General features: G+C 45.6%; 25 protein-coding genes. 5 read left to right on the plus strand and 20 right to left on the minus strand.

Annotated features, from left to right (window positions below):
• Positions 1–2: 2 nt before the first annotated feature.
• A complete protein-coding gene (locus LYZ37_RS09745) occupies positions 3–1,403 on the plus strand; it encodes a Y-family DNA polymerase (protein ID WP_272785359.1) in 1,401 nt (466 codons plus the stop codon).
• A gap of 15 nt (positions 1,404–1,418) precedes the next feature.
• Positions 1,419–4,490 carry an error-prone DNA polymerase gene (locus LYZ37_RS09750; RefSeq protein ID WP_272785360.1) on the plus strand — a complete coding sequence of 1,024 codons (3,072 nt, stop codon included), beginning with the start codon at positions 1,419–1,421 and terminating at the stop codon, positions 4,488–4,490.
• A 281-nt stretch (positions 4,491–4,771) separates the two neighbouring features.
• Here LYZ37_RS09750 and LYZ37_RS09755 read toward each other — a convergent pair whose 3' ends face one another.
• Positions 4,772–5,719: a chemotaxis protein CheV gene (locus LYZ37_RS09755; RefSeq protein WP_272785361.1), complete on the minus strand. Its 948-nt coding sequence runs from the start codon at positions 5,717–5,719 to the stop codon at positions 4,772–4,774.
• 132 nt (positions 5,720–5,851) lie between these two features.
• Positions 5,852–7,069 (minus strand): sugar metabolism global transcriptional regulator Mlc, encoded by a 1,218-nt coding sequence (gene mlc, locus LYZ37_RS09760; RefSeq protein ID WP_272785362.1) that lies wholly within the window; start codon positions 7,067–7,069, stop codon positions 5,852–5,854.
• 339 nt (positions 7,070–7,408) lie between these two features.
• Here mlc and pyk point away from each other — a divergent pair, with 339 nt between their 5' ends.
• Positions 7,409–8,851: a pyruvate kinase gene (pyk, locus tag LYZ37_RS09765; protein ID WP_069666785.1), complete on the plus strand. Its 1,443-nt coding sequence runs from the start codon at positions 7,409–7,411 to the stop codon at positions 8,849–8,851.
• 57 nt (positions 8,852–8,908) lie between these two features.
• On the opposite strand, the gene LYZ37_RS09770 is transcribed toward pyk, so the two are convergent.
• Both LYZ37_RS09770 and cydH read right to left on the minus strand, forming a co-directional pair.
• Positions 8,909–10,057, minus strand: a complete 1,149-nt coding sequence (locus LYZ37_RS09770) for a patatin-like phospholipase family protein (RefSeq protein ID WP_272785363.1) — start codon at positions 10,055–10,057, stop codon at positions 8,909–8,911.
• A gap of 7 nt (positions 10,058–10,064) precedes the next feature.
• On the minus strand, positions 10,065–10,157 hold the full coding sequence (cydH, locus tag LYZ37_RS09775) for a cytochrome bd-I oxidase subunit CydH (RefSeq protein ID WP_004746619.1): 93 nt from the start codon (positions 10,155–10,157) through the stop codon (positions 10,065–10,067).
• A 133-nt stretch (positions 10,158–10,290) separates the two neighbouring features.
• Between cydH and LYZ37_RS09780 the strand changes: the two genes are divergently transcribed.
• Positions 10,291–10,884 carry an outer membrane beta-barrel protein gene (locus tag LYZ37_RS09780; protein ID WP_272785364.1) on the plus strand — a complete coding sequence of 198 codons (594 nt, stop codon included), beginning with the start codon at positions 10,291–10,293 and terminating at the stop codon, positions 10,882–10,884.
• Positions 10,885–10,927: 43 nt separating this feature from the next.
• On the opposite strand, the gene LYZ37_RS09785 is transcribed toward LYZ37_RS09780, so the two are convergent.
• The 15 genes from LYZ37_RS09785 to yceD form a co-directional block, all read right to left on the minus strand.
• Positions 10,928–11,350, minus strand: a complete 423-nt coding sequence (locus tag LYZ37_RS09785; RefSeq protein WP_272785365.1) for a hypothetical protein — start codon at positions 11,348–11,350, stop codon at positions 10,928–10,930.
• Positions 11,351–11,713: 363 nt separating this feature from the next.
• Positions 11,714–13,144, minus strand: coding sequence for a PTS glucose transporter subunit IIBC (gene ptsG, locus LYZ37_RS09790; protein WP_272785366.1), 1,431 nt, complete (start codon positions 13,142–13,144; stop codon positions 11,714–11,716).
• Positions 13,145–13,588: 444 nt separating this feature from the next.
• Positions 13,589–14,356, minus strand: coding sequence for a TatD family hydrolase (locus LYZ37_RS09795; RefSeq protein ID WP_272785367.1), 768 nt, complete (start codon positions 14,354–14,356; stop codon positions 13,589–13,591).
• Positions 14,347–15,309, minus strand: a complete 963-nt coding sequence (holB, locus tag LYZ37_RS09800; RefSeq protein ID WP_272785368.1) for a DNA polymerase III subunit delta' — start codon at positions 15,307–15,309, stop codon at positions 14,347–14,349. The genes LYZ37_RS09795 and holB overlap by 10 nt, the downstream gene beginning before the upstream one ends.
• Position 15,310: 1 nt before the next feature.
• Positions 15,311–15,940, minus strand: a complete 630-nt coding sequence (tmk, locus tag LYZ37_RS09805) for a dTMP kinase (protein ID WP_004746558.1) — start codon at positions 15,938–15,940, stop codon at positions 15,311–15,313.
• Positions 15,937–16,953: an endolytic transglycosylase MltG gene (gene mltG / locus LYZ37_RS09810; RefSeq protein ID WP_272785369.1), complete on the minus strand. Its 1,017-nt coding sequence runs from the start codon at positions 16,951–16,953 to the stop codon at positions 15,937–15,939. Before mltG ends, tmk begins: the two co-directional genes overlap by 4 nt.
• A complete protein-coding gene (pabC, locus tag LYZ37_RS09815) occupies positions 16,950–17,753 on the minus strand; it encodes an aminodeoxychorismate lyase (RefSeq protein ID WP_272785370.1) in 804 nt (267 codons plus the stop codon). The genes mltG and pabC overlap by 4 nt, the downstream gene beginning before the upstream one ends.
• 116 nt (positions 17,754–17,869) lie before the next feature.
• Positions 17,870–19,111, minus strand: a complete 1,242-nt coding sequence (fabF, locus tag LYZ37_RS09820; protein WP_171321111.1) for a beta-ketoacyl-ACP synthase II — start codon at positions 19,109–19,111, stop codon at positions 17,870–17,872.
• Between the two features lie 90 nt (positions 19,112–19,201).
• Complete coding sequence (gene acpP / locus LYZ37_RS09825) at positions 19,202–19,435, minus strand: acyl carrier protein (protein WP_004406112.1); 234 nt, start codon at positions 19,433–19,435, stop codon at positions 19,202–19,204.
• Between the two features lie 306 nt (positions 19,436–19,741).
• Positions 19,742–20,476: a 3-oxoacyl-ACP reductase FabG gene (gene fabG / locus LYZ37_RS09830; RefSeq protein ID WP_004746550.1), complete on the minus strand. Its 735-nt coding sequence runs from the start codon at positions 20,474–20,476 to the stop codon at positions 19,742–19,744.
• 27 nt (positions 20,477–20,503) lie between these two features.
• A complete protein-coding gene (gene fabD, locus LYZ37_RS09835; RefSeq protein ID WP_171321110.1) occupies positions 20,504–21,427 on the minus strand; it encodes an ACP S-malonyltransferase in 924 nt (307 codons plus the stop codon).
• An 84-nt stretch (positions 21,428–21,511) separates the two neighbouring features.
• Positions 21,512–22,492 carry a beta-ketoacyl-ACP synthase III gene (locus LYZ37_RS09840; RefSeq protein ID WP_004746547.1) on the minus strand — a complete coding sequence of 327 codons (981 nt, stop codon included), beginning with the start codon at positions 22,490–22,492 and terminating at the stop codon, positions 21,512–21,514.
• Between the two features lie 5 nt (positions 22,493–22,497).
• Positions 22,498–23,523 (minus strand): phosphate acyltransferase PlsX, encoded by a 1,026-nt coding sequence (gene plsX / locus LYZ37_RS09845; protein WP_272785371.1) that lies wholly within the window; start codon positions 23,521–23,523, stop codon positions 22,498–22,500.
• 9 nt (positions 23,524–23,532) lie between these two features.
• Positions 23,533–23,703 (minus strand): 50S ribosomal protein L32, encoded by a 171-nt coding sequence (gene rpmF, locus LYZ37_RS09850; protein WP_004414666.1) that lies wholly within the window; start codon positions 23,701–23,703, stop codon positions 23,533–23,535.
• 30 nt (positions 23,704–23,733) lie between these two features.
• On the minus strand, positions 23,734–24,264 hold the full coding sequence (gene yceD, locus LYZ37_RS09855) for a 23S rRNA accumulation protein YceD (RefSeq protein ID WP_004746543.1): 531 nt from the start codon (positions 24,262–24,264) through the stop codon (positions 23,734–23,736).
• Between the two features lie 148 nt (positions 24,265–24,412).
• On the opposite strand from yceD, the gene LYZ37_RS09860 reads away from it, so the two are divergent.
• Entirely contained in the window at positions 24,413–24,994 is a 582-nt protein-coding gene (locus LYZ37_RS09860; RefSeq protein WP_272785372.1) for a Maf family protein, read from the plus strand.
• Between the two features lie 349 nt (positions 24,995–25,343).
• Here LYZ37_RS09860 and rluC read toward each other — a convergent pair whose 3' ends face one another.
• On the minus strand, positions 25,344–26,288 hold the full coding sequence (rluC, locus tag LYZ37_RS09865) for a 23S rRNA pseudouridine(955/2504/2580) synthase RluC (RefSeq protein WP_272785373.1): 945 nt from the start codon (positions 26,286–26,288) through the stop codon (positions 25,344–25,346).
• Between the last annotated feature and the right edge of the window lie 263 nt (positions 26,289–26,551).

Genomic DNA, 26,551 nt, shown 5'->3' on the forward strand with positions numbered 1-26,551 from the left:
TTATGCAAAGCTGGATCTACCTACACTTTCCAACTCTACAACTTGATGCACTTTTCTCAGAGCAGGCATCCTTGCCACTGGCGATTGTTGAATCTAAGCGCTTTAAGATCGTCCAATGTAATGAGATCGCCCGTCAACAAGGGGTACAAACAGGCATGGGGTTAGGCAGCGCTAGTGCGATGTGTCACCAGCTTCAAGTTCACCCTTATGATGAAAAGGTTGAGCAGCAAACTCTGCTTGATATTGCCCAGTGGCTATATATGGTCACCTCAGATATTTGTCTGTTGCCACCACAAGGCGTGTTACTCAAGGCCACCAATATGTTGTCACTCTACGGTGGGCTAGAACCCTATTGGCAGCGCGTTTCACAACATTTAACGCAACTTCAGCTTAACTACTCTTATTCGAGCGGCTTCTCTCCTTTCTCGGCTATCGCCTTAGGAAAAGCCAATGCTGCCCTACTGACTTTAGAGAAAGAGCGACTCATCAAAGTCATCAAACCTTTTCCTCTTAGTGCAACCGAGCTTGATAGCAAGACGGTGGAAAAACTCCAACGGGTTGGCATCACGACACTCAGCGATTTACTCGATATTCCAATCAAAGATCTCGCTCGCCGCTTTGATATTGATTTGGTTAACTATGTGGGCAAATTGATGGGACAGTTCAAGCACCCTATTGATTTCTACCACCCACCAGAGCACTTCGAAAACTATCAAGAGTTGCTCTTTGATATTGAAAACATTCAGTGGCTAGAAAAGCCGCTCGCTAAACTGCTCAACAAGCTGGAATGGTTTCTTACACTACGTAACCAAGTCGGCTATGAGTTAGAACTGGTCTTACACCAAAGAGACAAAGACGATGCTTCGGTGACATTTTACTCTGCCAGTGGCGATTACCTTGCCACACGTTGGATGACGCTCTGCCAGTTAACAATGGAATCATTAAAGCTCGATGCTCCCGTTCAGGGGCTGACGCTGCGTTTGATTCGCAGTGGAGAGCTTGAGTCCACCAGCGCAGATCTATTTAAAGGCTTTCAAGGCGAGCAAACTGAGTTAGAGCTAATTAGCCTACTACAGGCAAAGTTGGGCAAATATAAGGTGCGTAAAGTGGCGCATAGTCACGACCCGCGTCCAGAAAAAGCCACCTTTCTCTGTGACCCTACTTTGCCTATTCCGACTAAGGCAGCAAGCCACAGATTACGACCTAATATCGTTTTGCCTGCGCCAGAGCCTTTACAAGAGAAAGTCTCCATCATGCAAGGCCCTGAGCGCTTCGTAACAGGCTGGTGGGACGGTGATGACATGACTCGCGATTACTTTGTCGCTCGCAGTGACCAAGGGCGCTGGTTATGGATATTTCGTAATCAAGACAAGCACTGGTTCGTCCATGGATTGTTTTGTTAATCCGGAGCGCATGTGATGTCTTACGCTGAGCTTTTTTGTCAAAGTAACTTCTCTTTTCTCACTGGCGCCTCACACGCTGAAGAGCTGATCTTGCAAGCAGACTTCCTGCGTTATCACTCCCTAGCCATCACAGATGAATGCTCGGTTGCAGGTGTGGTACGTGCTTACACGGCAAGTAAGAAGCATGAGCTTAATATTGAGCTTATTGTCGGCAGTATGTTCTGGCTCAACCAAGAGTGCCAAGTCGTGTTGTTGTGCCCAAACCGAGAGGCTTACGCTGAACTCTGCCGTATCATCACCAATGCAAGAAGGCGATCCGAAAAAGGCAGTTACCAACTTTCTGAGTGGGACTTAATGTCCGCCAAGCACTGCCTCATTCTCTGGTTACCTAGCCACACCTCCAGTGACCATAAATGGGGAAACTGGCTTGCTCAGCATCATCAACACAGACTGTGGCTAGGTATTCAGCGCCACCTCAAATCTGATGATAAACAATACCTTGAGCACTGTGAGCAACTCGCTCAAGAGATACAGCTACCGATTAGTGCCTGTGGTGGTGTGCTCATGCATACTGCAACCCGTTTGCCTCTACAACATACGCTGACCGCGATTCAGTCTGGGTGTAGCGTCAATGAATTAGGCGATCAGCGACTAACCAATACAGAAAGAAGCCTGCGTAGTCCGGAAAAGCTCGCCAAACTATTTAAACCTGAATGGCTGCAAGAAAGCGTCAACATCGCCGAGCGCTGCGAATTTAGCTTAGGTGATCTGCAATACGAATACCCTAGCGAGCTAGTTCCCGATGGCTATACTCCCATGAGCTACCTCACTGCCTTGGTCGAATATGGCAAGAAGTTGCGCTTTCCTGAAGGCGTTCCAAGCGATATTCAGGCAACAATCGACAAAGAACTTAAACTGATTGATGAGCTTAACTATCCGTTTTATTTTCTTACCATCCACGACATTGTGATGTTCGCTAAACGTCGCCATATCCTCTACCAAGGGCGCGGGTCTGCGGCTAACTCCGTGGTGTGCTATTGCCTTGAAATCACCTCTGTAGACCCTAGACAGATTTCGGTGCTATTCGAGCGATTTATCAGTGCCGAACGCGATGAGCCGCCCGATATTGATGTCGATTTCGAGCATGAACGCCGTGAAGAAGTCATCCAGTACATTTACCAAAAGTATGGTCGAGAGCGTGCAGCTCTAGCCGCAACCGTGATCTCTTATCGCTTCAAAAGCGCAGTGCGTGATGTGGGCAAAGCGCTAGGTATTGAAGAGAGTCAGCTCGATTACTTTATTAAAAATGTTAATCGTCGTGACCGAGCACTCGGTTGGCAAGCTCAAATCGTCGAACTCGGGCTGCAACCTGATTCTCTCAAAGGCGAGCAGTTCATCAACCTAGTAAACGAGATTCTTGGCTTTCCTCGTCACCTTTCACAGCATGTCGGTGGTTTTATTATTGCTGCTGGGCCTTTGTATGAACTGGTTCCAGTCGAGAATGCGTCAATGCCCGATCGCACCGTTATTCAATGGGATAAGGACGATCTCGAATCTCTTAAGCTGCTTAAAGTCGATGTACTGGCCTTAGGCATGCTCACGGCTATTCGTAAGTGTTTTGATTTAGTGCAGCGACTGCATAACCAAACACTAACGATTGCTGAGATTACCCGCCGCCAAGACGACGCGCAGGTGTATAAGATGATCCAGCGTGCAGACACGGTAGGCGTGTTTCAAATAGAGTCGCGGGCGCAGATTAGCATGCTGCCACGCTTAAAACCCGCCACTTACTATGACTTAGTGATTCAAATCGCCATTGTTCGCCCCGGCCCGATTCAAGGCGACATGGTGCACCCATTCCTGAAGCGGAGAAATGGAGAAGAGGCGGTCGACTACCCTTCAGAAGAGGTTCGTGCCGTACTAGAGCGCACCCTTGGCGTGCCGATTTTCCAAGAACAAGTGATCAAGATTGCCATGGTTGCGGCTGGTTTTAGTGGCGGTGAAGCGGATCAATTGCGCCGAGCGATGGCGGCTTGGAAAAAGAGTGGCGACCTAGTCAAATTCAAAACCAAGCTGGTAGAGGGCATGCTCAGCCGTGGTTATCAATTGGAGTTTGCCGAACGCATCTTTGACCAAATCTTGGGTTTTGGTGAGTATGGCTTTCCAGAAAGTCATTCCGCTTCCTTTGCCGTGCTCGCGTATTGCTCCGCCTGGCTCAAATACTATTACCCTGAAGCCTTTTATACTTCACTGCTCAATAGCCTACCAATGGGCTTTTATAGCGCCTCACAGCTTGTACAGGATGCGCGGCGACATAAGGTCATCGTGTTACCTGTTTGCGTTAATGCTTCCATGTACGACCACCAAGTTGTCCATCAGCAAGGTAAATTGGCGATCCGATTGGGTTTAAGGCAAGTGAAAGGACTCAGTCAACAGAGCGCACAACAACTATTGCACGCCAGAGACAAAGGCCAATTTACCCATGCAGGGCAAATCAAACATATCGGCTTATCCAAGCGAGATGTCGAATTGCTCGCCTCAGCCAATGCCATGCATTCACTTAGCCATAACCGCTATCAGACTCGCTGGGCAATGATGGATTCGCTTTCGGACTTACCTCTGTTTCAAGACATCGAAGAGCCTGAAAGCCAAGTGATTACCACCCCCTCAGAGAGCCAAACATTACTTGAAGATTATGCTGCCACTGGATTGTCACTCGCGAAACACCCCATTACTTTACTCGATGACGCCGGTGAGCTAGGGCGATTTACACGAATGAAAGATTTGGTGCAAAAAGATCACCAATCTTTAGTCACAGTGACGGGGGTAGTAACAGGGAAACAAGCACCGGGCACCGCTGCTGGCGTGACATTTTTCACGCTAGAAGATGATACTGGCAACATCAACGTCGTAGTGTGGAAAGCAACGGCTCGGGCGCAGAAAGAAGCCTATCTCACAGCCAAGATCTTGCAGGTAAAAGGGATTCTGGAAAAAGAAGGCGAAGTCCATCATGTGATTGCTGGAAGACTGATTGATATGACCGATAAACTGCAAGGGCTCAGAAGTAAATCACGGGACTTTCACTAAAACGATAAAAGCAAAAAAGGGAGCACAGGCTCCCTTTTGAATTAACGCTGACAAGTTACAACTCGTCTTCAGCTTCCATACTTCTTTTCTTGTATTCCCTGTACAGTAACATGCATAAGGTCATAACAACCTTAGACGTAAACCATATCATGAATAGAAACAACCCTAAGATTCTGATGAGAAGTTGTATTTAATTGTTCTAGTCATTTTGCGCTGCAAAACAACATGGTCACTATATCACCAACAGAATAAATAATCACGCTCAATAATGTTAGGGAATGTTATCTGGATAAAATATCTCTCAATCGATCTTGAGCCACTTCAACCAAAAGATCTGGCTGGAATTTTGAGATAAAGCGATCACAACCTACTTTCTCCACCATAGCTTCGTTGAAGCTGCCACTCAAAGAGGTGTTAAGTGTAATGTGCAGATCCTTCATTCTCGGATCCGAACGCACTTCGTGAGTCAGCTTATAACCATCCATTTCCGGCATTTCTGCGTCAGTGATCATAAGCAGCAGATCTTCCACCACATTTTTACCTTCATCACACCAAGACTTAAGCAAGTTCAATGCTTCGAGCCCATCTCGACATTCGATGATATTGAGCCCTAACTGAGAAAGCGTACCTTTAACCTGAGAGCGGGCCGTTGAAGAGTCATCCACGATAAGGACGTTACGACCGACCATCTCATTGACTAAGTCGTTGTCTAAAACACCTTCGGAAATTGAAATATCGTAATCAATAATCTGTGCGAGCACTTTCTCGACATCAATAATCTCGACGATTTCAGAGCCTTTACCGTCTTTAATTTGCGTAATTGCAGTGAGATAGTTCGCTCTTCCTGCTGTTTTTGGCGGCGGCTGAATTTCTGTCCAAGCCGTATTAACGATGTTGCGTACCTGCCCCACTAAGAAGCCTTGTACCGTGCGGTTATACTCTGTAATGATGAGATTCTCTTCTTGATTTTCAAGACGAGACGGCGGGAAACCAATCGCGGCACGTAAATCAATCACAGGTACAGACACACCACGCAGTGAAGCCACACCAGTGATGTGATAATGCGAGCCTGGCATTTTAGTCAGTGGCGGTACTTTAATCACTTCACGCACTTTAAATACATTGATGGCGAAGACCTGTCGACTATTCAAACTAAATAACAACAACTCCAAGCGGTTTTCACCAACTAGATTTGTTCGCTGATCGACGGTATTTAATACTCCAGACATACTGTTTCCCAACCAATGTGTATATAACAAAAGTAGTCTATAGACAGACTAAGATAAAAATAAACCCATACATCATTCAAAGATTATATGGGTTTATTTAAAAGATAAAGGAGAGCCACTGCTCAGAAAACGTTATCCTTCAATAACCTTCATCAATAGTAGGCCATCATACAAGGCTTGTTTGATCAGTGCAGCCCCCGGCATAGTGGCTTGCTTGTAGAAACGCGACTCCACCAGCTCTAAGTCTTGATGGTAAACCGGCAAGCATTGCTCTTCAATACAGGTTTGAATCGCAGGATAGAGCACCTCTTTGGCCTGATTAATTGCACCACCGATCAACACCTTTTCAGGGTTAAACAGATTAATCACAATCGCAATGGCCGAACCAAGGTAACCACCCAGTTTTTCAATCACATTGACTGCTAAAGGATCGCCATTCGCCGCCGCTTCACAGATATCTTCTACCGAAATCTCTTCAATTTCAGCCAGTGATGACACCTCTCCCTGAGCAATTCGTTCAGCGACCTCGTTTCGAATCGCTTGCGAACTGGCGACGGTTTCCAAACAACCTCGGTTACCACAGTGGCACTGCTTACCATTCGGATCGATTTGGATATGTCCGAGTTCGCCAATATTACCGTGACGACCTTGCAGAACGCGGCCATCAAGAATAATACCTGCGCCTAAACCATGGTGGATGGAGATAAGTACCGAGTTTTCGTTTTCTTGTGAATGTCCAAATAGGCGCTCTGCTAATGCCCAAGCGCGCGTATCGTTCGCAATAAAGACCGGAAGCCCTGTCGCTTTGTAGATCTCAGGGCCAAGGGGTAGATTCTCGACATTGTAGTGAGGCATTTGCAATACAACCCCACTTTCTGAGTTAACCAAGCCAGGCAGCGTAATCGCAATACTGGTCACACGATCAAGTTGCTCTGAGTAGGTTTGGAAAAACTCATCGATCTCATGCAATAGGCGGGCTAATACATCGTCTTGGTCGACTTCATGAATATCAATCTTGGTATCAATCAGTACATCACCACCAAGTTCGTGCAATGCAATCGTCAGATATCCGCGCCCCAGACGCATTGACAAAAACTGCCAACCTTCGTTATTCACTTGCAGACCGACAGCAGGACGGCCACGGCTGGTCGCTTCCTGAACCGTCGTTTCATGAATAAGGTGTGCCTCAATCAGCTCTCGGGTAATTTTGGTGATACTTGCAGGCGCAAGCTCACTCTGTTTCGAGAGATCGATACGAGAAATAGGGCCTTTTTGATCAATGAGTTTATATACACGGCCAGCATTGACCTGCTTGATATGATCAATATGGCCAGGTTGAGCCATGTACATGGAGTGCTCCGAATATCAACAACCTGGTAATTTTTTTACTTTGCGAAGTAATTGTGAAGAGCTTTGATAGATTGCCGTGACAAGTGTCACGTATAAACATGTTTGTTTGTGTACCTAATCAAATAGCGAAGGATTTATCACAAATCCATTCCTATTTTTTTGCATAAATAAATATGTCTTCCATCACCTTTTCAGAGGCGCATACAAGAATGTCACCTGAATTGTCAGCACAGATGCTACGCCTGTATATACTTAATGCTAATGCATTTAGGAATGGAAACCGAATCATAGCTGTCGCTCCCAATTTATCTAGCGACAACATCAATCAAGGAGATCCGAATGACCTCAATCCAAAGAAGAACAAAAATTGTCTCTACTCTTGGACCTTCTACCGATAAACCTGGTGTACTTGAAGCAATTCTCGAAGCTGGCGTCAACGTGGTAAGAATGAACTTCTCTCACGGAACCGCTGATGATCATAGAGAGCGGGCTACGAGAGTTCGCAACATCGCCGCCAAATTAGGCACTCATGTCGCCATTCTCGGCGACCTTCAAGGCCCGAAAATCCGCGTCTCTACGTTTAAAGAGGGTAAGGTTCAGCTCAGCATTGGCGATATTTTCACCCTAGATAATAAACTCGAAGCGGGTCAAGGCGATAAAGATGCCGTCGGGCTCGACTATAAAGAGCTACCTAACGATGTCTCTGCGGGCGATATTTTATTACTCGATGATGGCCGTGTTCAGCTTCAGGTCATGGGCGTTAATGAGTCGCAAGTAAGGACTAAGGTGATTATTGGTGGGCCGTTGTCGAACAACAAAGGTATCAATAAAAAAGGCGGTGGCCTATCTGCAGAAGCCCTGACCGAAAAAGATAAGAATGATATTAAGCTCGCGGCTGAAATCAAAGTCGACTATCTGGCCGTCTCTTTCCCACGCAATGGCGAAGACATGAAATACGCGCGCAGACTGGCTACAGATGCCGGACTACAAACGCGCTTGGTTGCAAAAGTAGAACGCGCAGAGACCGTAGAAAGCCAAGAGAACATTGACGATATTATTCTTGCCTCAGATTCGGTAATGGTTGCGCGTGGCGACTTGGGGGTAGAAATTGGTGACCCTGAACTTATCGGGGTGCAAAAACAGCTAATTCGCCGTGCTCGCGCCCTCAATCGAACTGTCATTACCGCAACTCAAATGATGGAATCGATGATGGAAAACCCAATGCCGACCCGTGCAGAGGTTATGGATGTGGCCAACGCAGTCTTGGACGGCACCGATGCGGTGATGCTTTCTGGCGAAACCGCAGCAGGTAAATACCCATTGGAAACAGTGCGTTCTATGGCTGAGGTCTGCTTGGGCGCAGAGAAGATGTCGGCCGTGAACCGCTCTGGTTATCGAATGGACTCCGTGTTTGAAACAGGCGAAGAAACCATTGCCATGTCGACCATGTTTGCCGCTAACCACATGCGTGGAGTGAAAGGGATCGTCACTCTTACCGAATCAGGCCGTACAGCGCTAATGATGTCTCGTTTGAGTTCAGGGCTACCTATCTTTGCCTTATCTCGTAATGAGAGCACACTGAACCTCTCAGCGCTTTATAGGGGGGTTTTCCCTGTGTTCTTTGATGACAAATCAGATATTGGATTGGAAACGGCCGAAGCAGCGGTCGCCACACTCAAACAGCGTGGTCTACTTGATGACGGCGATCTGGTGATCATCACTCAAGGGGACGTGATGGACGTCGTCGGCTCAACCAACTGTATGCGTATTCTTGCGGCGTAAACTAATTGTATAGTAGAAAATATTTAAGGGAGCGTTGTGCTCCCTTAATTGTTTTAGTTATTTCAAAGAAAAAGTCGGTTTAGCTATGCACTGGGAAAAGGTTTCGACAAAACGAAAACCAGCATCGAGCCCCATTTGATAATCGTGGAGTAAATCCTCTCTCTCACTCATGAGCGAACTAGAACGTAAAGGTTGATCGGGTTTGATCTGGATGATGAAACAATCATCCGGTGGTGAGTGCAAAAAGTCTTGAGTCAATGAATAAGTTTGATAATGCACCATCAGCATATCTGCTAAACCGGAATCAAACTTATCTCCGAGCAAATGACTCAGACGGTAAATATCATCAGCACCAAACAACCAACGCCCGCCATTTAGGGCTTCTAGGTGTGTTTGTTCGGTTTTTTCCTGCCGAGACTTCTGTACTTGGTCACTAAAGAAAGAACTCCAGTCTTGCTTCCACCGAGTTAACTTTTCTTGCCAGTGATCTTGGATTACATTGAATGAATCACGTAACCACTCGACAGGAGGCTCTTGATTCACCTCAACCGTATCAGTCGCTAAATCCTCTCCCTCGGTACGGATCACTACTATACAACGGGCTTCTTTGCGCCATGCCTCCTGAACTGGAATCGAAGCAGAAACACCGCCATCAACATACTCCCCATGGTCAAACTTAACAGGTTGATCGTACAAGCGGGGAATCGCACAGGTGGCGATCAGTACTTTTTTCCAGTCATCTTGCAGCATAGGAAGGTAATGGTCAGATAGCCTATTAGTATCTGTAACTGCCGCATAAGCCTGACGATTAGCAAGCACTTTCTTACCCATATCAATATCAAGTCGATAGGGGTAATCGCAAATCTTATCGAGCGCCCAGTCCAGTCCCATGTATTTTTTATGTCGTATATAACGAAACAGATGGAAGAACTCTGGATCAGTGGTGAGGTCGAGAATGAAGGACTGCCCTATTCCTCTTTGGCGACAGAGAAACGCGCACAGGTTAAGTGCACCTGCCGAAGTGCCGTAGAAAGAGTGAAATGGGTCAAAATTAGAGAGAAGGAATGCATCAAGCACACCAGACGTAAAAATCCCTCTTTGGCCGCCCCCTTGAGCAACCAATGCATTTTTACCGCCGGTGTACTTTTTTAGTCGTTGAGCATCAAGTTGTACAGCAGCGTTGGTAATAACACCGCAATTCTTCATTGATAGGCTACGCAGTAGTAATTGCTGTAATGCCAAAACCTAGTAAAACTGCGAAGATAACAGCCGTAATCACTAGCGCAAATTTTAGATTGTGTTCCATAGACACCTCCTTATTGTGTAACAAAGTAATAACATCCTTGTGAGGTATCTTCAATTAATACCTATTTTCCGTGCGGAATTATGGCGTTAGCGTCACAATTAGTAGCATATGGTTACCAAATGAAGGATATAAAATGAACACATCGAGACTTATATCTTTAACGTTAGCATTATCTGCCGTTAGCACTACGGCAGCTGCCGAGGTCTATCTCACTCCTTGGGTTGGATACACAGCTGGCGGTAGTGTTGAAAACCAAAATCAACAAGAGCTCGACCTAAAAGGTTCTGAGAGTTTCGCACTGTCAGTTGAAACCGACTTTGATACAGGGCGACTTGGCCTATTCTACTCTACGCAAAGCACAGACGTAGAAAACACCAATGCCAGTAGCACCATACATTACTTACACTTTCAGAGTAGTGTCTATTATCCCATCCAAGATAAGTTTTCTTCTTACTTGGGGATTGGTTTAGGAGGGTCGTATATCGATGCAGATTGGGTCGATAAGGAGCTAGGATTTTCAGCCAGTATCTTTGGCGGCTTTGAATACAAGTTTTCCGATACGGTCGCGCTCAACACTCAACTGCGTTGGTTAGGAACGGTCGTTGACAATGACACCAGCGGGGTCTGTAACTTGCCAACGACTGGCGAGGGTTCGTGTGTTATCAAGTTTAAAACCGATTGGATGAATCAGTTTTCAGCAAACCTAGGTTTAACCGTACGTTTTTGAGTCTCCTCTGCTCAGACCGTTAAACCTACGCCTGTTTCAATACTTAGAACGAGTATTTCACACCAAGTGCGCCACCAATTTGTAGCTCAGGGCCGCCATATAGGTTTAGCTCTGGGTGTACTTGGCCGTACATATTCCAGCCTTTGCTCAAGTTCCAATTCAGCCCAAGAGGGACGCGAGCACCAAACTCTTTACCATCCCACTCACTCCACGCACCGGCGCCAACATACCAAGTCACAGGCGTATTTGCCTCGAAAGAGCCACGTTTAAGAATATAATCAAATGCACCGCCATCATTGCCGGCAATAAAGCGGTACTGATTATCAAGTTCGACAACAACACTAAGCCCTTGGTCCAATGCCATTCCTACCGACAGGTCTGTCGATTTAGGCTCTTCTGCCGCGACAGCAACACCACTCGCTACCGCTATAACTCCAACCAAACCAGAGATTCCATATTTCTTCATGCCAATGCCATCTAATACAAATAAAACAGCGTGCAATTGTCCAGATTTGTAAGAAAAAGATGTCAGAGAAAGGTGAGGATAAAGACAGGATGCGGGATGCGGGATGCGGGATGCGGGATGCGGGATGCGGGATGCGGGATGCGGGATGCGGGATGCGGGATAATTTTGCTCTTCAGGAACAGCGAGTGTCAACAACTTGAGATTAGACACCAACAACCTCCTCTCGGAGGACGAAGTCCGCTCCCAATTCTCGAAGCGCAGCGTTCTGTAGGGCACAGCCCGTTCCATAAGCGAAGCGCTCCCGTTCCAAAAACAAAAAGGAGGCCGAAGCCTCCTTTATCAAATTAGATGAGTCAGTGGGAATTAACCGTGGTTACGGATCCACTCATCCATTTCTGTTTTCAGGTTGTCAGACTTAGTACCGAAGATAGCCTGAACACCACCTGCTACAACTACTACGCCTGCTGCGCCTAGCTGTTTTAGTTTGTCTTGGTCAACAGCTTCTGTATCAGCAACTGCTACACGTAGACGAGTGATACATGCATCTAGACCAGTGATGTTTGCTTTGCCGCCGAATGCTGCAACAAGCTCACCTGCCATGTCTGAACCAGCAGCAACAGTTGCTTCTTCAGATTCATCTTCACGACCAGGAGTCTTAAGATCCATTGCTTTGATAACAGCGCGGAATACTACGTAGTAGATTGCTGCGTAAACAAGACCAGTCACAACCATTAGACCAATTTTCTGAGAGTTACCAGACAGAACTAGGAAGTCGATTAGACCGTGTGAGAACGAAGTACCGTGTACAAAACCTAGAGTGTTAGCAACAACGTATGCAGAACCAGCTAGAAGAGCGTGGATACCGTACAGTACAGGAGCAACGAATAGGAATGAGAACTCGATTGGCTCAGTGATACCTGTTAGGAATGAAGTCAGTGCAGCAGAAGCCATGATACCCATTACTTTCGCGCGGTTCTCTGGTTTAGCAGAGTGAGCGATAGCGATAGCAGCAGCTGGTAGACCGAACATCTTGAACATGTAACCACCCGCTAGCTGACCGAAGCCATTACCAGCAGCACGAGATGCTTCATCAGCAACTAGGTAACAAGTTAGTACGCCGTTTTGAGTTTCGCCTGCAGCGTTAACACAAGTACCTGCTTCGAAGAAGAATGGTACGTTCCATACGTGGTGTAGACCGAATGGAATTAGAGAACGCTCAACGATACCGTAGATACCGAATGCAACTTGTGGGTTCTGGTGAGCAGCCCAATCAGAGAAAGATGCAATCGCGCCGCCAATTGGTGGCCAAACGATAGAAAGAACGATACCAAGACCAATAGCAGTGAAACCAGTGATGATTGGCACAGCACGCTTACCAGCGAAGAAGCCAAGGTATTCTGGAAGTTGGATTTTGAAGAAGCGGTTGAATGCCCAAGCAGCAACACCACCGACAAGGATACCACCTAGTACACCTGTATCGATTTTTTCAACGCCCATAACACCAGCCATAACGCCTAGTGTTGCAGTCATGATGCCGTAACCAACGATAGCCGCAAGACCTGCTACACCGTCGTTGTTAGTAAAGCCAAGTGCAACACCCACTGCAAATAGCAGTGCCATTTGACCGAATACTGAACCACCCGCTTGTTCCATTAGGTTCGAAACGATCTCTGGAATGAAGCTAAGGTCGGCAGCACCTACACCTAGTAAAATACCTGCAACTGGTAGAACCGATACTGGTAGCATCAGAGCTTTACCAACTTTTTGCAGGTTAGCAAAAAGATTCTTAAACATGTTTATGCTCCTGAAAAGTTATAAGAATTATTGGGCTCTAACGGCACACCCCCGTAGCCTTAAATGTTAGCACCCAGAAAAAATGTAACCACTTATGTCACTATATTTTCTGCCTCTAAATATATCTTGTTGGTGATCAATCTTTCTACCGAGTTACGAAATTTAGTTTCAAACTAATAGCTAGATCACAATCAAAAACGAAGTGTGAAATGCATTTCAATCATACAAGCATCTGTTTTTATTGATATTATTAATTCTATCGATTAATTTTGATGGGTAAATAAAATAGATGCAGTTGTTATTTTATGTAACAAAATTACATGGGCACTTTTTATAGCTCTCAACTTCAACATTTTTAGTAAACAACACCCTGAAAGCGTTTGCCTGTGATGCTGATTACAAAAAAAAGGAGCCAAAGCTCCTTTTTTATCCAAAACTCATTTTCTATCTCAAAAAAAGATTTCTGAAGTTTTCGCTGGTCTTTTCTCCAACTTCGCCCAAAGAACGTCCTTTAAGCTGCGCAATATAGGCAGCAACCTCGACAACATACGCAGGTTGGTTCTGTTTCCCGCGGTGCGGCACTGGTGCAAGGTAAGGCGAGTCAGTTTCAATAAGCAATCTTTCAAGCGGCAGTGCTTTCACTACCTCTTTCAGTTCAGTTGCTTGTCTAAAGGTGACAATCCCTGAAATTGAAATATAGAACCCTAGATCCATTGCCGCTTCAGCAAACGCTAAGTCCTCTGTAAAACAATGAATCACGCCACCGCACTGTTCAGCATTACCATTTTTTAGAATATCTAGCGTATCTTGTCGCGCATTGCGCGTGTGGATAATCAGTGGCTTGTTCAACTTAACTGCCAAATCGACTTGTTGCTCAAACCTCAATTTTTGCAGTTCCGCCGTTTCTGGCTGGTAGTGGTAATCGAGGCCTGTTTCGCCAATCGCCACTACTTTCGGATTTGATGCGTACTCGTGTAAGCGATCGAGAGCGAAATCACTCTCCACATCTAGTGGATGGACACCGCAAGAGGCGTAAATGTTGTCATAAGGTTCGATCATTTCCAGCATGTTAGGAAACGAGTCTAGGGTCACGCCGACCGAGAGCAACTCCGTGACATTGGCTGCCTTGGCTTTAGCAACCACATCTTCTATACCTTGGTGAAGCTCTTGATAGTCTAATTTGTCCAGATGACAGTGCGAATCTACAAACATGTTTCCCCATTAAATTTGAAAAGCCAATCTAAAATCAAAAGCTCTGCATTTAGCCCTGTATGTGCCCTTAATTGTTCGGAGAGCTTTACTAGCTCCTGAGCCTGAACATACAAAGATTGGTAACCAACAACCTCAGCTAACTGGGCAGCGCCCGGCGTAAAAAATGGCATCGCCAAACCATAATGCACTTTCTGCGCATCGGTGAGTAAGTACCATAACCAACTTAAGTATTCAGTCGGCTCTGACGCTAACTCTTTAGCAAGCTTAGTCACATCCCCTTGATTCTGACAATGTGCGATAAGCTGCGACTCGATTGAAAGATACTGCGATACTTTATCTTGATTAACGAAATCAAGCGTGGCTAACGGCGCATTACCATTTATATGAGAGGCATAAGCAGGCACTGGCTCATTAGCTTGCTCACTTAACCAACTAGCCACCAATGAAGACTCGGGCGCAGTAAGGTGCCATTGTTGGCATCGGCTAGTAATCGTTGGCAACAAGGCGTTGTTACGGTGGGTAACCAGTAGGAACATACAAGTTACCGAAGGCTCCTCAAGCGTTTTCAGCAAGGCGTTCGCAGCCGATTCGTTCATGGCTTCCGCTGGTTCAATAACAAATAGCCTTAACCCGGAAAGCTGTGAAGATTCCTGAGCGATTCGATTGCACTGGCGGATCTGTTCGACTGAAATAGCCTTACCCTGCTTCTCTGGTTTAACAACATGGAAATCTGGGTGACTTTCAGACTCCATCAATTGGCAACCATGGCAAAAGCCACACGCTTCAGCGGGATAGTTCTGACACATCACCGCTCGGCTAAAATGTTCGACTAAGCGCTCAGAACCCATCCCTTCATCAGAAATCAATAAAGCGGCATTGGAAAACCGATCCGCTTGAAGGTTTGATTGCCACTCTGTCCATAAAGGAGAGAGCCATGGGTATAGCTCATTCATGCTATGCGCTCACCCAATTGGTCACTACAGCAGAGATATCTGCGGCTACTTGCTCAATATTTTGCTCTGCGTTGACCACAACGACGGAGTCATCACTCTCAGCAAGTTCAAGGTAACGCGCACGTGTACGATCGAAAAAGCTCATGTCCATTTTCTCTATGCGATCTAGCTCGCCGCGACCACGAGCACGTTCCAGGCCAACTCGCGGGTCAAGATCAAGATAAATAGTTAAATCAGGCTTAAACTCACCAAGTGTAGTTTGCTTAAGCGCAGTCATGGTTTCACGCGGTATCTGACGCCCGCCACCTTGATAAGCTTGCGAAGACATATCGTGGCGATCACCAACGACCCAGCTACCAGAAGCAAGTGCAGGTTTAATCACGTTCTCAACTAATTGGACTCGCGCTGCATACATCAGCAGCAGCTCTGTCATATCTTGCAGCTCTTCGCCTTCGTGCTCTTGTTTAACCAAAGTACGTAATTGTTCAGCTAAGGCGGTTCCACCTGGCTCACGTGTATTTTGGATGCGCTCAACACCGGCATTTGTTAGCGTTTCAAGTACCGCCTTAATCGCTGTACTTTTACCTGCGCCTTCTAGGCCTTCAATGACGATAAATTTGCCGTTTTTCATTTCTTACTTCTTAATTGCTTTAAATATGCGCGAACTGCTCGGTTGTGTTCAGCCAATGTTTTAGAAAACACATGTCCACCATTACCACTTGCGACAAAGTAAAGGTAATTACTGTCTTCTGGGTTAAGAGCTGCTTGAATTGAAGCTTCCCCCGGCATAGCGATAGGTGTTGGTGGCAAGCCGAAAATTGTATAGGTATTGTATGGTGTTGGCGTACGAAGATCTTTCTTACGAATATTACCATCGTACTTATCCCCCATTCCGTAGATGACGGTTGGGTCGGTTTGTAAACGCATTCGCTTGTTTAAACGATTAACGAATACTGCCGCAACGCGCTCGCGTTCAGACTCTACTGCGGTTTCTTTCTCAATGATGGAAGCTAAGATAAGCGCTTCATAAGAAGATTTTAGTGGCAATTTCTCTTGGCGAGTTGCCCAATGCTCATCAAGCACCATTTGCAGTTTGTCAGCAGCACGCTTCAAAATATCAAGATCAGATGCACCGAAGGTGTAATGATAGGTTTCCGCAAGCAACAGTCCTTCTAACTTTTCGTGTGGCAGTCCGAGTTTTTCTGCGATCTGAGCTTCACTTAATCCGTCTAACTCATGCTCCAAGTAAGGCGCATTGTTGATGATTTTCTGCCACTCTTTAAACGTAGAACCTTCGACGAAGGTTATCGAAAACTGGTGCTCCTTGCCCTGTTTAAATTGCTCTAGCGTCGATTTCAGAGTTGAGCCTGAATCCAGTAGATAAGTTCCGGCGCGTAATTGTGTCAGTTCAGGGTGGAATCGACGAACAAGTTTAACTACATCACTACCAGTGATCATTTCAGACTCGGTAAGCTGTTCGAGGACGCGATTAAAGCTCGTTCCGGAAGCGATGGTAAATATCTGTGACTGCTCGATTTGAAGAGGCTGGTTTACATACTGCTCTACTTGTTTAGCGACATACACATAGCCGCCCGCTGCCAATGCAGCCACTAACAACAAAAAGAGCGTGATTTTTTTAATCACGAGTCGATCATCTCCTGAATTCGTTTAGTTGTTTTTCCAATATCAAACTGGTGTGAATCAATAGCACAAATCGGCGCTGCGCCTAAGATAGAGTTTGTCATAAACACTTCATCAGCGTTAAGCAAATCAGAGAGTTTATACTCCCCTATGTGAGTTTCAATCCCCTCTGCCTGCGCCCATTCCAATACAACGCGTCGCATAACTCCGCTGACACCTGCTTTATCCAAGCTAGGAGTAAACAGTGTTGCCCCCTTTAGCCAAAATAGGTTTGCCATAGTGGTTTCAATCACGTTGTCATCAATATCAAGCGCGATCCCGTCAGCCAACGAATGCTGCTCTAGCTCAGCTTTAAGCAACACTTGCTCAAGACGGTTGTTATGTTTGTGTCCCGCCAGTAAAGGGCTATGACCAAGTCGTCGCTCGCAGACACCCAGTTTTAAGCCTTGCTCACTCCATTGTTCATAGTGAGCAGGATAAATAAAGTCGCTAATAGTAACATTTGGTGAGGCTACATGAGTAGGGCTATATCCCCTTCCTCCCTCACCTCGGCTGATATGCAGTTTTAACCCCGCTTTTCGGTCGTTGCGAACTGCCTGAGCTAGCCAACTTTCAACTTGTGCCCAATCCGGACGAGAGATGAATAGTGCGTCCAAGCAAGCATTCATGCGGTCAACATGCTTCGACCAATGAGCAATGTGCCCCTCTCGCGTCAGCATAGTGGTAAAACAACCGTCACCATATTGAAACGAACGATCTGTCACCGAGATTGACTCACAACAGACACCATTGACTATGAACATGCGAATTCCTTTATATCACCATTGCTTGAGCGCCGAGTTTTGAGAGACCATTAAATAACAAAACGGCTTAATGCCAAAGCATTAAGCCGTTTATTTAGTCTAATTCAGGCGCTTGTTTAGATTTTTTTAAATACTAGTGAGCCGTTAGTACCACCGAAGCCGAATGAGTTACAGATTGCGTAATCCATAGACACCTCTTTAGCAGTATGCGGAACTAGATCGATATCTAAACCTTCTTCAGGGTTGTCTAAGTTGATTGTTGGTGGAACCATTTGGTCAACCAGAGACATCACCGTGATGATCGCTTCTACAGAACCTGCAGCACCAAGCAAGTGACCAGTCATAGACTTAGTTGAAGACACTTTAACTTGCTTAGAACCTTCTTCGCCTAGCGCACGTTTAACGCCTTTAATTTCAGCGACATCACCAGCTGGTGTAGAAGTACCGTGCGCATTCACATAGCCTACTTGAGTACCTGTGATACCTGCATCACGCATTGCCGCTTCCATAGCTAGTGCACCACCTGAACCATCTTCACTTGGAGACGTCATATGGTAAGCATCACCAGACATACCGAAACCGACAAGCTCAGCGTAAATTTTTGCACCGCGAGCTTTTGCGTGTTCGTATTCTTCAAGAACCATCATGCCCGCGCCATCACCAAGAACAAAACCATCACGGTCTTTATCCCATGGACGAGAAGCTTTTTGTGGTTCGTCGTTACGAGTAGAAAGTGCTTTCGCAGCACCAAAGCCTGCCATACCTAGAGGTGTAGATGCTTTCTCTGCACCACCTGCAACCATAGCTTCTGCATCACCGTATGCAATCATACGAGCCGCATGGCCAATGTTATGTAGACCTGTTGTACACGCCGTCGAGATCGCGATGTTTGGACCGCGAAGACCACGCATAATAGATAAGTTACCTGCAACCATGTTTACGATGGTTGATGGAACGAAGAACGGGCTCACTTTACGTGGACCTTTCTCAACAAGCGCTGTATGGCCTGCTTCGATAAGGTCTAGGCCACCAATGCCTGAACCGATTGCAACGCCAACACGAGCAGCGTTTTCTTCGTTAATTTGTAAACCAGAGTCATCTAGAGCTTGGATTCCAGCTGCAATGCCGTATTGGATAAATAGATCCATTTTACGTGCATCTTTTTTAGACATGTATTCAGTACAGTCAAAATCTTTTACTAGACCCGCAAAGCGAGTAGAAAAGTTTTCAGCATCAAAGTGCTCGATATTCACGATACCGCTTTGACCTGCTAGCAGGGCTTTCCAAGATGATTCTACGGTGTTGCCTACCGGTGACAACATACCCATGCCAGTGACAACAACACGACGCTTGGACACGATATTATTCTCCGGAATTGAAATGATTCTATGGAAGGATAGAAGGGTTAAAGAGAACACAGGCGGCCAGAAGGCCGCCTGGGAGAGATATTACTGAGCGCTGTTTACGTAGTCGATTGCAGCTTGAACAGTAGTGATTTTCTCAGCTTCTTCGTCTGGAATCTCAGTGTCAAATTCTTCTTCTAGAGCCATTACTAGTTCAACAGTGTCTAGAGAATCAGCACCTAGATCGTCAACGAATGAAGCTTCGTTCTTAACTTCAGCTTCGTCTACACCTAGCTGTTCAACAATGATTTTCTTTACGCGTTCTTCGATGTTGCTCATTTTTTCTTTTCCTTTACAGATTTCGCCTAATGCGATGATTCAGTAGTTTATTCGAACTACCAAAAGTTGCAAGAGGGACCTTGCTGGTCAAACCACAATTTTAGCGATTTTAACCGAAATTCAATACATTTTTGACTTAAATCATGCACAAATCTTGCGCACGTTCATATCAAGAATCTCAAACTATAGGCCATTTTAATGACAATAAATAGCCAAGTTGGTGACATTAAGTGCAAATTCACTCTACCCGCAGAAATTTGAATGAAATTTAATGAAAAAGTTCACTAATTCTGCAAGGTAAGCGATTTACACCATGTACATGCCGCCATTTACATGCAAAGTTTCACCAGTAATGTATGCCGCTTCAGGAGAAGCAAGGAATACCACTGCCGATGCAATTTCACGTGGATCACCTAAACGACCTGCAGGAACTGCAGAAAGAGTCGATGCACGTTGCTCTTCGTTTAACGCTTTAGTCATGTCTGTTTCGATAAAGCCAGGTGCAACAGTGTTAACAGTTACACCACGAGAAGCAACTTCGCGTGCCATAGATTTAGTGAAACCAATGACGCCCGCTTTTGCTGCAGCGTAGTTTGCTTGACCTGCGTTACCCATAGTACCAACAACAGAACCTACGTTGATGATACGACCAGCGCGTTTCTTCATCATACCGCGAAGCACAGCTTTAGACATACGGAAGATAGGCGTTAGGTTGGTATCAATGATGTCATCCCACTCTGAATCTTTCATACGCATCAGAAGGTTATCACGAGTGATGCCTGCGTTATTTACTAGGATATCAATCGCACCAAACTCATCGTTGATGGTCTTTAGTGTCGCTTCAATCGACTCAACGTCAGTAACGTTAAGTGCTAGACCTTTACCATTTTCACCAAGGTACTCGCTGATTGCAGCCGCGCCGCCTTCAGAAGTCGCAGTACCTATTACTGTCGCGCCACGCTCAACCAATAGTTCAGCAATTGCACGACCAATACCACGGCTTGCGCCAGTGACTAGAGCAATCTTACCTTCTAGGTTCATCATGTTCTTTATTCCTATGTCCTTTAATTACTTAGCAGCTTCTAGAGATGCAGTATCATTCACTGCAGCGCCACTTAGTGTCTTAACAATTCGTTTTGTTAGGCCAGATAGAACCTTACCAGGGCCAAGCTCTAGTAACTTCTCTACGCCTTGCTCGCTCATCAGTTGCACGCTCTCAGTCCAACGAACTGGGCTGTATAGCTGACGAACAAGTGCATCTTTAATTTTCGCAGGATCGGTTTCCGCTGCTACGTCAACGTTGTTGATAACAGGGAACTGAGGTGCGTTGAATTCGATTTCTTCTAGTGCCACTGCTAGCTTGTCTGCTGCAGGTTTCATCAGTGCACAGTGAGAAGGTACAGAAACAGGAAGTGGAAGCGCGCGCTTAGCACCCGCTTCTTTACATAGTGCGCCCGCGCGCTCTACTGCATCTTTACTACCCGCAATCACAACTTGGCCAGGCGAGTTAAAGTTTACTGGTGAAACCACTTCGCCTTGCGCTGCTTCTTCACAAGCTTTTGCGATAGCGTCATCATCAAGACCAATGATCGCGTACATTGCGCCTGTTCCAGCCGGAACCGCTTCTTGCATTAGTTGACCACGTAGTTCAACCAGTTTGATCGCTTGCTTAAAGTCAATCACGCCAGCACATACTAGTGCAGAGTATTCACCTAAGCTGTGACCCGCTAGATTAGCTGGTTGCTCTAGGCCTTGCTCTTGCCATACGCGCCAGATCGCAACAGAAGATGCTAGCAGTGCAGGTTGAGTACGGTGTGTTTGGTTTAGATCTTCTGCAGGACCATTTTGAACTAGAGCCCATAGGTCGTAGCCTAGTGCTTCCGATGCTTCTGCAAATGTTTGTTTAACGACTTCAAATTGTTCGCCAAGTTCAGCAAGCATACCCACAGCTTGTGAGCCCTGACCTGGAAATACGATAGCAAACTTGCTCATTTTCTTTTCCTTAAAACCGTTTCTTTATTTAAAAGAAGAAAGAAAAGATGCCTATCAAGGCATCTTAATTTTGAATTCTATAGCTTAGAACTTAACGAGAGCTGAGCCCCAAGTAAAGCCACCACCAAATGCCTCAAGCAACAATGTTTGACCACGCTTAATTCGCCCATCACGCACCGCTTCATCCAGTGCTGTTGGTACGGTTGCCGCAGAAGTGTTGCCATGGCGATCCAATGTAACGACCACTTGTTCCATCGGCATTGAAAGCTTCTTAGCCGTTGCGGAAATAATACGTAGGTTTGCTTGATGAGGAACTAGCCAGTCTAACTCTGACTTGTCCATATCATTTTCTTTAAGAGTCTCTTTAACTAAGCGAGAAAGCTGAGTAACGGCAACTTTAAATACTTCGTTACCGGCCATATGCAGCCAGCTATTGATATCTTCGCTATGCTCAGATTCGCTTTGTACTTTCTCATGACGGTCTGGGAACTTGAGGCTTAATAGCTCACCAAAACGGCCATCAGAATTGATTGTGGTTGATAAGATACCAGGCTCTTCACTCGCACCAACAACAACGGCACCCGCGGCATCCCCGAAGAGAATAATCGTTGAACGATCGTTAGGGTCACAGGTTTTAGACAAAGCGTCAGCACCGATCACTAGGATATTTTTACAGTGACCTGTTTTGATGTACTGATCGGCAACCGACAAGGCATATACAAACCCTGAACACGCTGCTGCCATATCAAATGCAGGGCAATGCTTAATGCCAAGAAGCGCTTGAACCTGACATGCCGCTGATGGGAAAGCGTGAGAACCACTAGTCGTCGCTACAAGAATCATGTCGATATCGTCTTTATCGATACCTGCCATCTCGATAGCATTCTTCGCCGCTTGGTAGCCCATATCTGCAACTGTTTCGTTTTCAGCTGCAATGCGACGCTCTTTAATACCAGTACGAGTTACAATCCACTCATCACTTGTATCTACCATTTTCTCTAAGTCTGCGTTTGAACGCACCTGAGATGGCAGGTAGCTGCCAGTACCTAAAATTTTGCTATACATGAAGACTAATAATGCCTCTCGAGTAAAACCGCTTCCAAACGATCGCTAATACGGCTTGGTACTTGTCGTTTGACCTCATGTAGTGCCTCACCAATTGCATTGATGACTGCCTCTACATCAGCACTTCCGTGGCTTTTTATGACAATGCCGCGCAATCCTAGCAAACTTGCGCCGTTATACTGGTCGGGGTTCAATGTTTTTAGTTCATTAAATAGTCCGGAAAACAATTTTCTTGCAATCCAACCTTTTATAGATGAGGTCATCATACTCGATTTCAACTTATCGATAAAAAGTTGCGCAGTGCCTTCACATGCTTTTAGACAAACATTGCCCACAAAACCATCACAAACAACGACGTCTGCGGCATCATGGAGTAATTGATTACCTTCAATATAGCCAACAAAGTTCACCGAACGAGTATTTTCCAACATTTCTGCACAACACTTGACGAGGTCATTACCTTTTATTTCTTCAGCGCCTATGTTGAGAATGGCTACTCGGGGTGGCTTACCTAAATACTGCTCTACAAGCGCACTGCCCATTACGGCAAATTGAAACAACGAATCTGCATCACTTGATACATTGGCCCCTAAGTCCAACATCCAAGTTCTACCACCTGAAGCTGTCGGTAAGGCAGAGATAAGCGCAGGGCGTTCGATACCCGGTAACAGCTTCAACTTAAATCGCGATAAGGCCATCAAAGCACCCGTGTTTCCACAGCTAACACATGCATCGGCTTGACTGTCGGCGACAAGATCAATCGACATGCCCATAGAGCTGCCTTGATTGTTACGGAGTGCGAGGGAAGGTTTTTCTGTGTTGGAAATCACTCGGTCTGCGTGCTCAATACTCAAACGAGCATCTGGCTGATAACCAAGAGAAGATAATTGAGATGTGATCGCGTTTTGATCACCAATAAGGATCACTTTTAGCTCTGGGAAATGCGACAGTGCCTGCACGGCGGCAGGCACTGTGACGCGAGGACCGAAATCCCCGCCCATTGCATCAAGTGCAACGGTTATATTTTGCAAAGGTCAACCTTACTTGTTGATAACCTTTTTGCCACGGTAGTAACCTTCAGCAGTTACGTTGTGGCGCAGGTGAGTTTCACCTGAAGTTGCGTCTACAGAAAGTGCAGCTGTAGTTAGGGCATCGTGTGAACGACGCATACCACGCATTGAACGAGATTTCTTGCTCTTTTGTACGGCCATTGACCCTACTCCTATGTAAGTATTAAAGAATTACTTCTTTAAGCTTTTTAAAACGTCAAATGGATTCGGCTTCTTTTCTTCTTCCACAATTTCTTCTGGAAGTTCACCAAACACCATATTATCTGAATCAACGCTACAGTCCGCTTCATCGTGCATTGCTATTTGAGGCAAGTTTAGAATGAACTCGTCTTCAACTAACTGTATTAGGTCTAACTCACCGTACTCGTTCAGATCTACCAAATCGTACTCTTCCGGTGCTTCCTCTTCAGTCTTTTCACCTTTATAAGGTGTATAAGTGAATTGGACCTCGCACTCATGTGCGAAAACCTCATTACAGCGCTGACACTCTAAGTCGACTTCGATGTTAGCTTTACCAGAGATAACAACGAGTCGCTGCTCATCTAAGTCAAATGACAGTGACACTTGGGCGTCGCGTTTAACGCCTTCAACTGATTCATCTAAGCGCTTAAAGAGACTAACTTGAATAATACCTTCAACATCTAGTCGCTTCTGTGCAGCGCGTGACGGATCAATCGTACGCGGTATTTTTACCTTTTGCATAGGGCGCGAATTCTATCTTCCAAATCGTTTATAGTCAAAGAAAAAGGGCAAAAAAATGTACTTTTTTTCCTTATCAGCTTGAGAGCTAGTATAGAAGACATAATATGAATTAAGCTCTCACCAACTCTTGTTTTGATTGTAAAGAAAAATGCCGAATTACCAACTAGTTTTAGCCTCTACATCGCCATATCGTAAACAACTGCTCAATAAACTAGCGATAGAATTTGAGACAGCTACTCCCGATTTCGATGAAACTCCGCTAGAGAATGAAGCGCCTATCGACTTAGTAAGAAGACTCGCCAAAGGCAAAGCAGAGTCTTGCTCAGTGAGTCAGCCAAGTTTAGTTATCGGTAGCGATCAGGTTTGCGTAATCAACGGCAAAATCATCGGCAAACCGCATACTCGCGAAAAGGCGATTGATCAGCTACTTGACCAAAGCGGTCAATCTATTCAGTTTTATACCGGCTTAGCTCTGCACAATACTCATACCGGGCTCACCGACATAAAGGTCGATACCTTCACAGTCCACTTTAGAGCTCTAAGCAAAAAGCAGATCGAAAACTATGTCGATCAAGAGCAGCCTTTTTACTGTGCGGGAAGCTTTAAAAGTGAAGGCTTGGGAATTGCTCTGTTTGAACGATTAGAAGGTAAAGATCCAAACACCTTAGTTGGACTGCCACTGATAGATTTGATTGATATGCTCGCAGTGCAAGGGGTTGAGGTGCTTTAGGGGGATTCGGGATTCGGGATTCGGGATTCGGGATTCGGGATTCGGGATTCGGGATTCGGGATTCGGGATTCGGGATTCGGGAAATTTATGCAGGGTTGGTACATTGTATCAACCCTTTTCATTTCAACAGATTAAACGGTCATCCCCGAGAGGGAGGCACGACCGAGTTGGGGATCTCTTCTTGCGAGTGAGCACCTTTTTAAGATTCCCTACTCGCTCCTTCGTCGCTCTATGGAATGACCAAAAACAAGCTTCTTCTTTCTATCAGGGCGAAGTCCGATCTCGATTCTCGAAACGCAGTGCTCTCGCAGGGCGCAGCCCGCTCCCGTTTCTCAGGCGAAGCCTGACTTTAAAGATTACGCAGCCCCGCCAAGGCTTTCTCTAACTTTGGTTCCATCGGGGCGTTAATTTCCATCCACTCATCATTTGATGGGTGTTGGAACTTAATGTTCGCCGCATGAAGGAATAAGCGGTCTAAGCCAACTTTGCCCGTGTAGGCATCAAAACGTCGGTCGCCATAGCGATCATCCCATGCGATTGGGTGACCCGTATATTGGGTATGAACGCGAATTTGGTGAGTACGACCTGTAATCGGGCTCGCCTGAATCAGCGTTGCATTGGCAAACTTCTCAAGGATTTTAAATCTTGTTTCCGAAGCTTTACCATTAGGATTTACCCGTACAATACTGTTCACTTCGTTCTTAAGTAATGGCGCATTGACCTTTTTACAGCTTGCTTTCCATTCTCCCATCACTAAAGCAAAATAGTACTTCTGTACCGTCTTTTCACGAAACTGTGCTTGCAAGTGACGCAATGCCGAGCGCTTTTTTGCCACCAACAAAATGCCTGACGTGTCTCGGTCAATGCGATGCACTAATTCTAGAAACCTTGCTTGAGGGCGCAGTGCTCGAAGTGCTTCAATCGCTCCAAACTTTAATCCACTACCACCGTGAACAGCCGTTCCTGAAGGTTTATTAAGGATTAACATATGATCGTCTTCATGGATGATCATATTTTCAAGCTCTGAGACTTTATTTAGTTTGGTACTCGGCGCGACTTCTTCAGGCTTCTCTTCAATCGTAACCGGTGGAATTCGGACAAGATCACCGGCCTGGAGCTTATATTCGGCTTTTACGCGCTTTTTGTTCACTCGCACTTCGCCTTTGCGCAAAATACGGTAAACCATGCTTTTAGGGATACTTTTCAATTGGTTGCGTAAGAAATTATCAATACGCTGCCCTGCCATATCGTCGTCAATATCAACGAATTGGACTTTTGTTCTAATTTCACTCATGAAGTTATTCTAACACTCTAAGTTGCGCAGATTCACATTTTCTTCGCAACAAAATGGAAAATTGCTCGATAAGAGTGGATTCAAATTCTGCTACGAATAAAAATCCATCAGTTTTATTACAATTTTCAAAAACATCTCTAATTAAACAAATAAAACAGTTACTTACGAAAAATAAAATCAGCTTTTTTAGCGTTTTATTATAAAGCAGATTGCTGAGTTTAGTGGGTACTGCTATAGTTCACACCTGCAATATATGATTTGGT

This window comes from Vibrio tubiashii (assembly GCF_028551255.1).
GTDB classification, from domain to species: Bacteria; Pseudomonadota; Gammaproteobacteria; order Enterobacterales; family Vibrionaceae; genus Vibrio; species Vibrio tubiashii_B.

Bases quoted from the DNA above. Each gene is read 5' to 3' on its own strand.
- LYZ37_RS09860 (WP_272785372.1), top strand. From the start codon at position 24,413: ATGCCGAATTACCAACTAGTTTTAGCCTCTACATCGCCATATCGTAAA.
- LYZ37_RS09770 (WP_272785363.1), bottom strand. From the start codon at position 10,057: ATGAAGAATTGCGGTGTTATTACCAACGCTGCTGTACAACTTGATGCT.
- fabG (WP_004746550.1), bottom strand. From the start codon at position 20,476: ATGAACCTAGAAGGTAAGATTGCTCTAGTCACTGGCGCAAGCCGTGGT.
- LYZ37_RS09755 (WP_272785361.1), bottom strand. From the start codon at position 5,719: ATGTCTGGAGTATTAAATACCGTCGATCAGCGAACAAATCTAGTTGGT.
- acpP (WP_004406112.1), bottom strand. From the start codon at position 19,435: ATGAGCAACATCGAAGAACGCGTAAAGAAAATCATTGTTGAACAGCTA.
- rluC (WP_272785373.1), bottom strand. From the start codon at position 26,288: ATGAGTGAAATTAGAACAAAAGTCCAATTCGTTGATATTGACGACGAT.
- cydH (WP_004746619.1), bottom strand. From the start codon at position 10,157: ATGGAACACAATCTAAAATTTGCGCTAGTGATTACGGCTGTTATCTTC.
- fabD (WP_171321110.1), bottom strand. From the start codon at position 21,427: ATGAGCAAGTTTGCTATCGTATTTCCAGGTCAGGGCTCACAAGCTGTG.
- ptsG (WP_272785366.1), bottom strand. From the start codon at position 13,144: ATGTTTAAGAATCTTTTTGCTAACCTGCAAAAAGTTGGTAAAGCTCTG.
- LYZ37_RS09780 (WP_272785364.1), top strand. From the start codon at position 10,291: ATGAACACATCGAGACTTATATCTTTAACGTTAGCATTATCTGCCGTT.
- LYZ37_RS09745 (WP_272785359.1), top strand. From the start codon at position 3: ATGCAAAGCTGGATCTACCTACACTTTCCAACTCTACAACTTGATGCA.
- tmk (WP_004746558.1), bottom strand. From the start codon at position 15,940: ATGAAAAACGGCAAATTTATCGTCATTGAAGGCCTAGAAGGCGCAGGT.
- mlc (WP_272785362.1), bottom strand. From the start codon at position 7,069: ATGTACATGGCTCAACCTGGCCATATTGATCATATCAAGCAGGTCAAT.
- holB (WP_272785368.1), bottom strand. From the start codon at position 15,309: ATGAATGAGCTATACCCATGGCTCTCTCCTTTATGGACAGAGTGGCAA.
- pyk (WP_069666785.1), top strand. From the start codon at position 7,409: ATGACCTCAATCCAAAGAAGAACAAAAATTGTCTCTACTCTTGGACCT.
- LYZ37_RS09795 (WP_272785367.1), bottom strand. From the start codon at position 14,356: ATGTTTGTAGATTCGCACTGTCATCTGGACAAATTAGACTATCAAGAG.
- LYZ37_RS09840 (WP_004746547.1), bottom strand. From the start codon at position 22,492: ATGTATAGCAAAATTTTAGGTACTGGCAGCTACCTGCCATCTCAGGTG.
- LYZ37_RS09750 (WP_272785360.1), top strand. From the start codon at position 1,419: ATGTCTTACGCTGAGCTTTTTTGTCAAAGTAACTTCTCTTTTCTCACT.
- rpmF (WP_004414666.1), bottom strand. From the start codon at position 23,703: ATGGCCGTACAAAAGAGCAAGAAATCTCGTTCAATGCGTGGTATGCGT.
- LYZ37_RS09785 (WP_272785365.1), bottom strand. From the start codon at position 11,350: ATGAAGAAATATGGAATCTCTGGTTTGGTTGGAGTTATAGCGGTAGCG.
- pabC (WP_272785370.1), bottom strand. From the start codon at position 17,753: ATGTTCATAGTCAATGGTGTCTGTTGTGAGTCAATCTCGGTGACAGAT.
- yceD (WP_004746543.1), bottom strand. From the start codon at position 24,264: ATGCAAAAGGTAAAAATACCGCGTACGATTGATCCGTCACGCGCTGCA.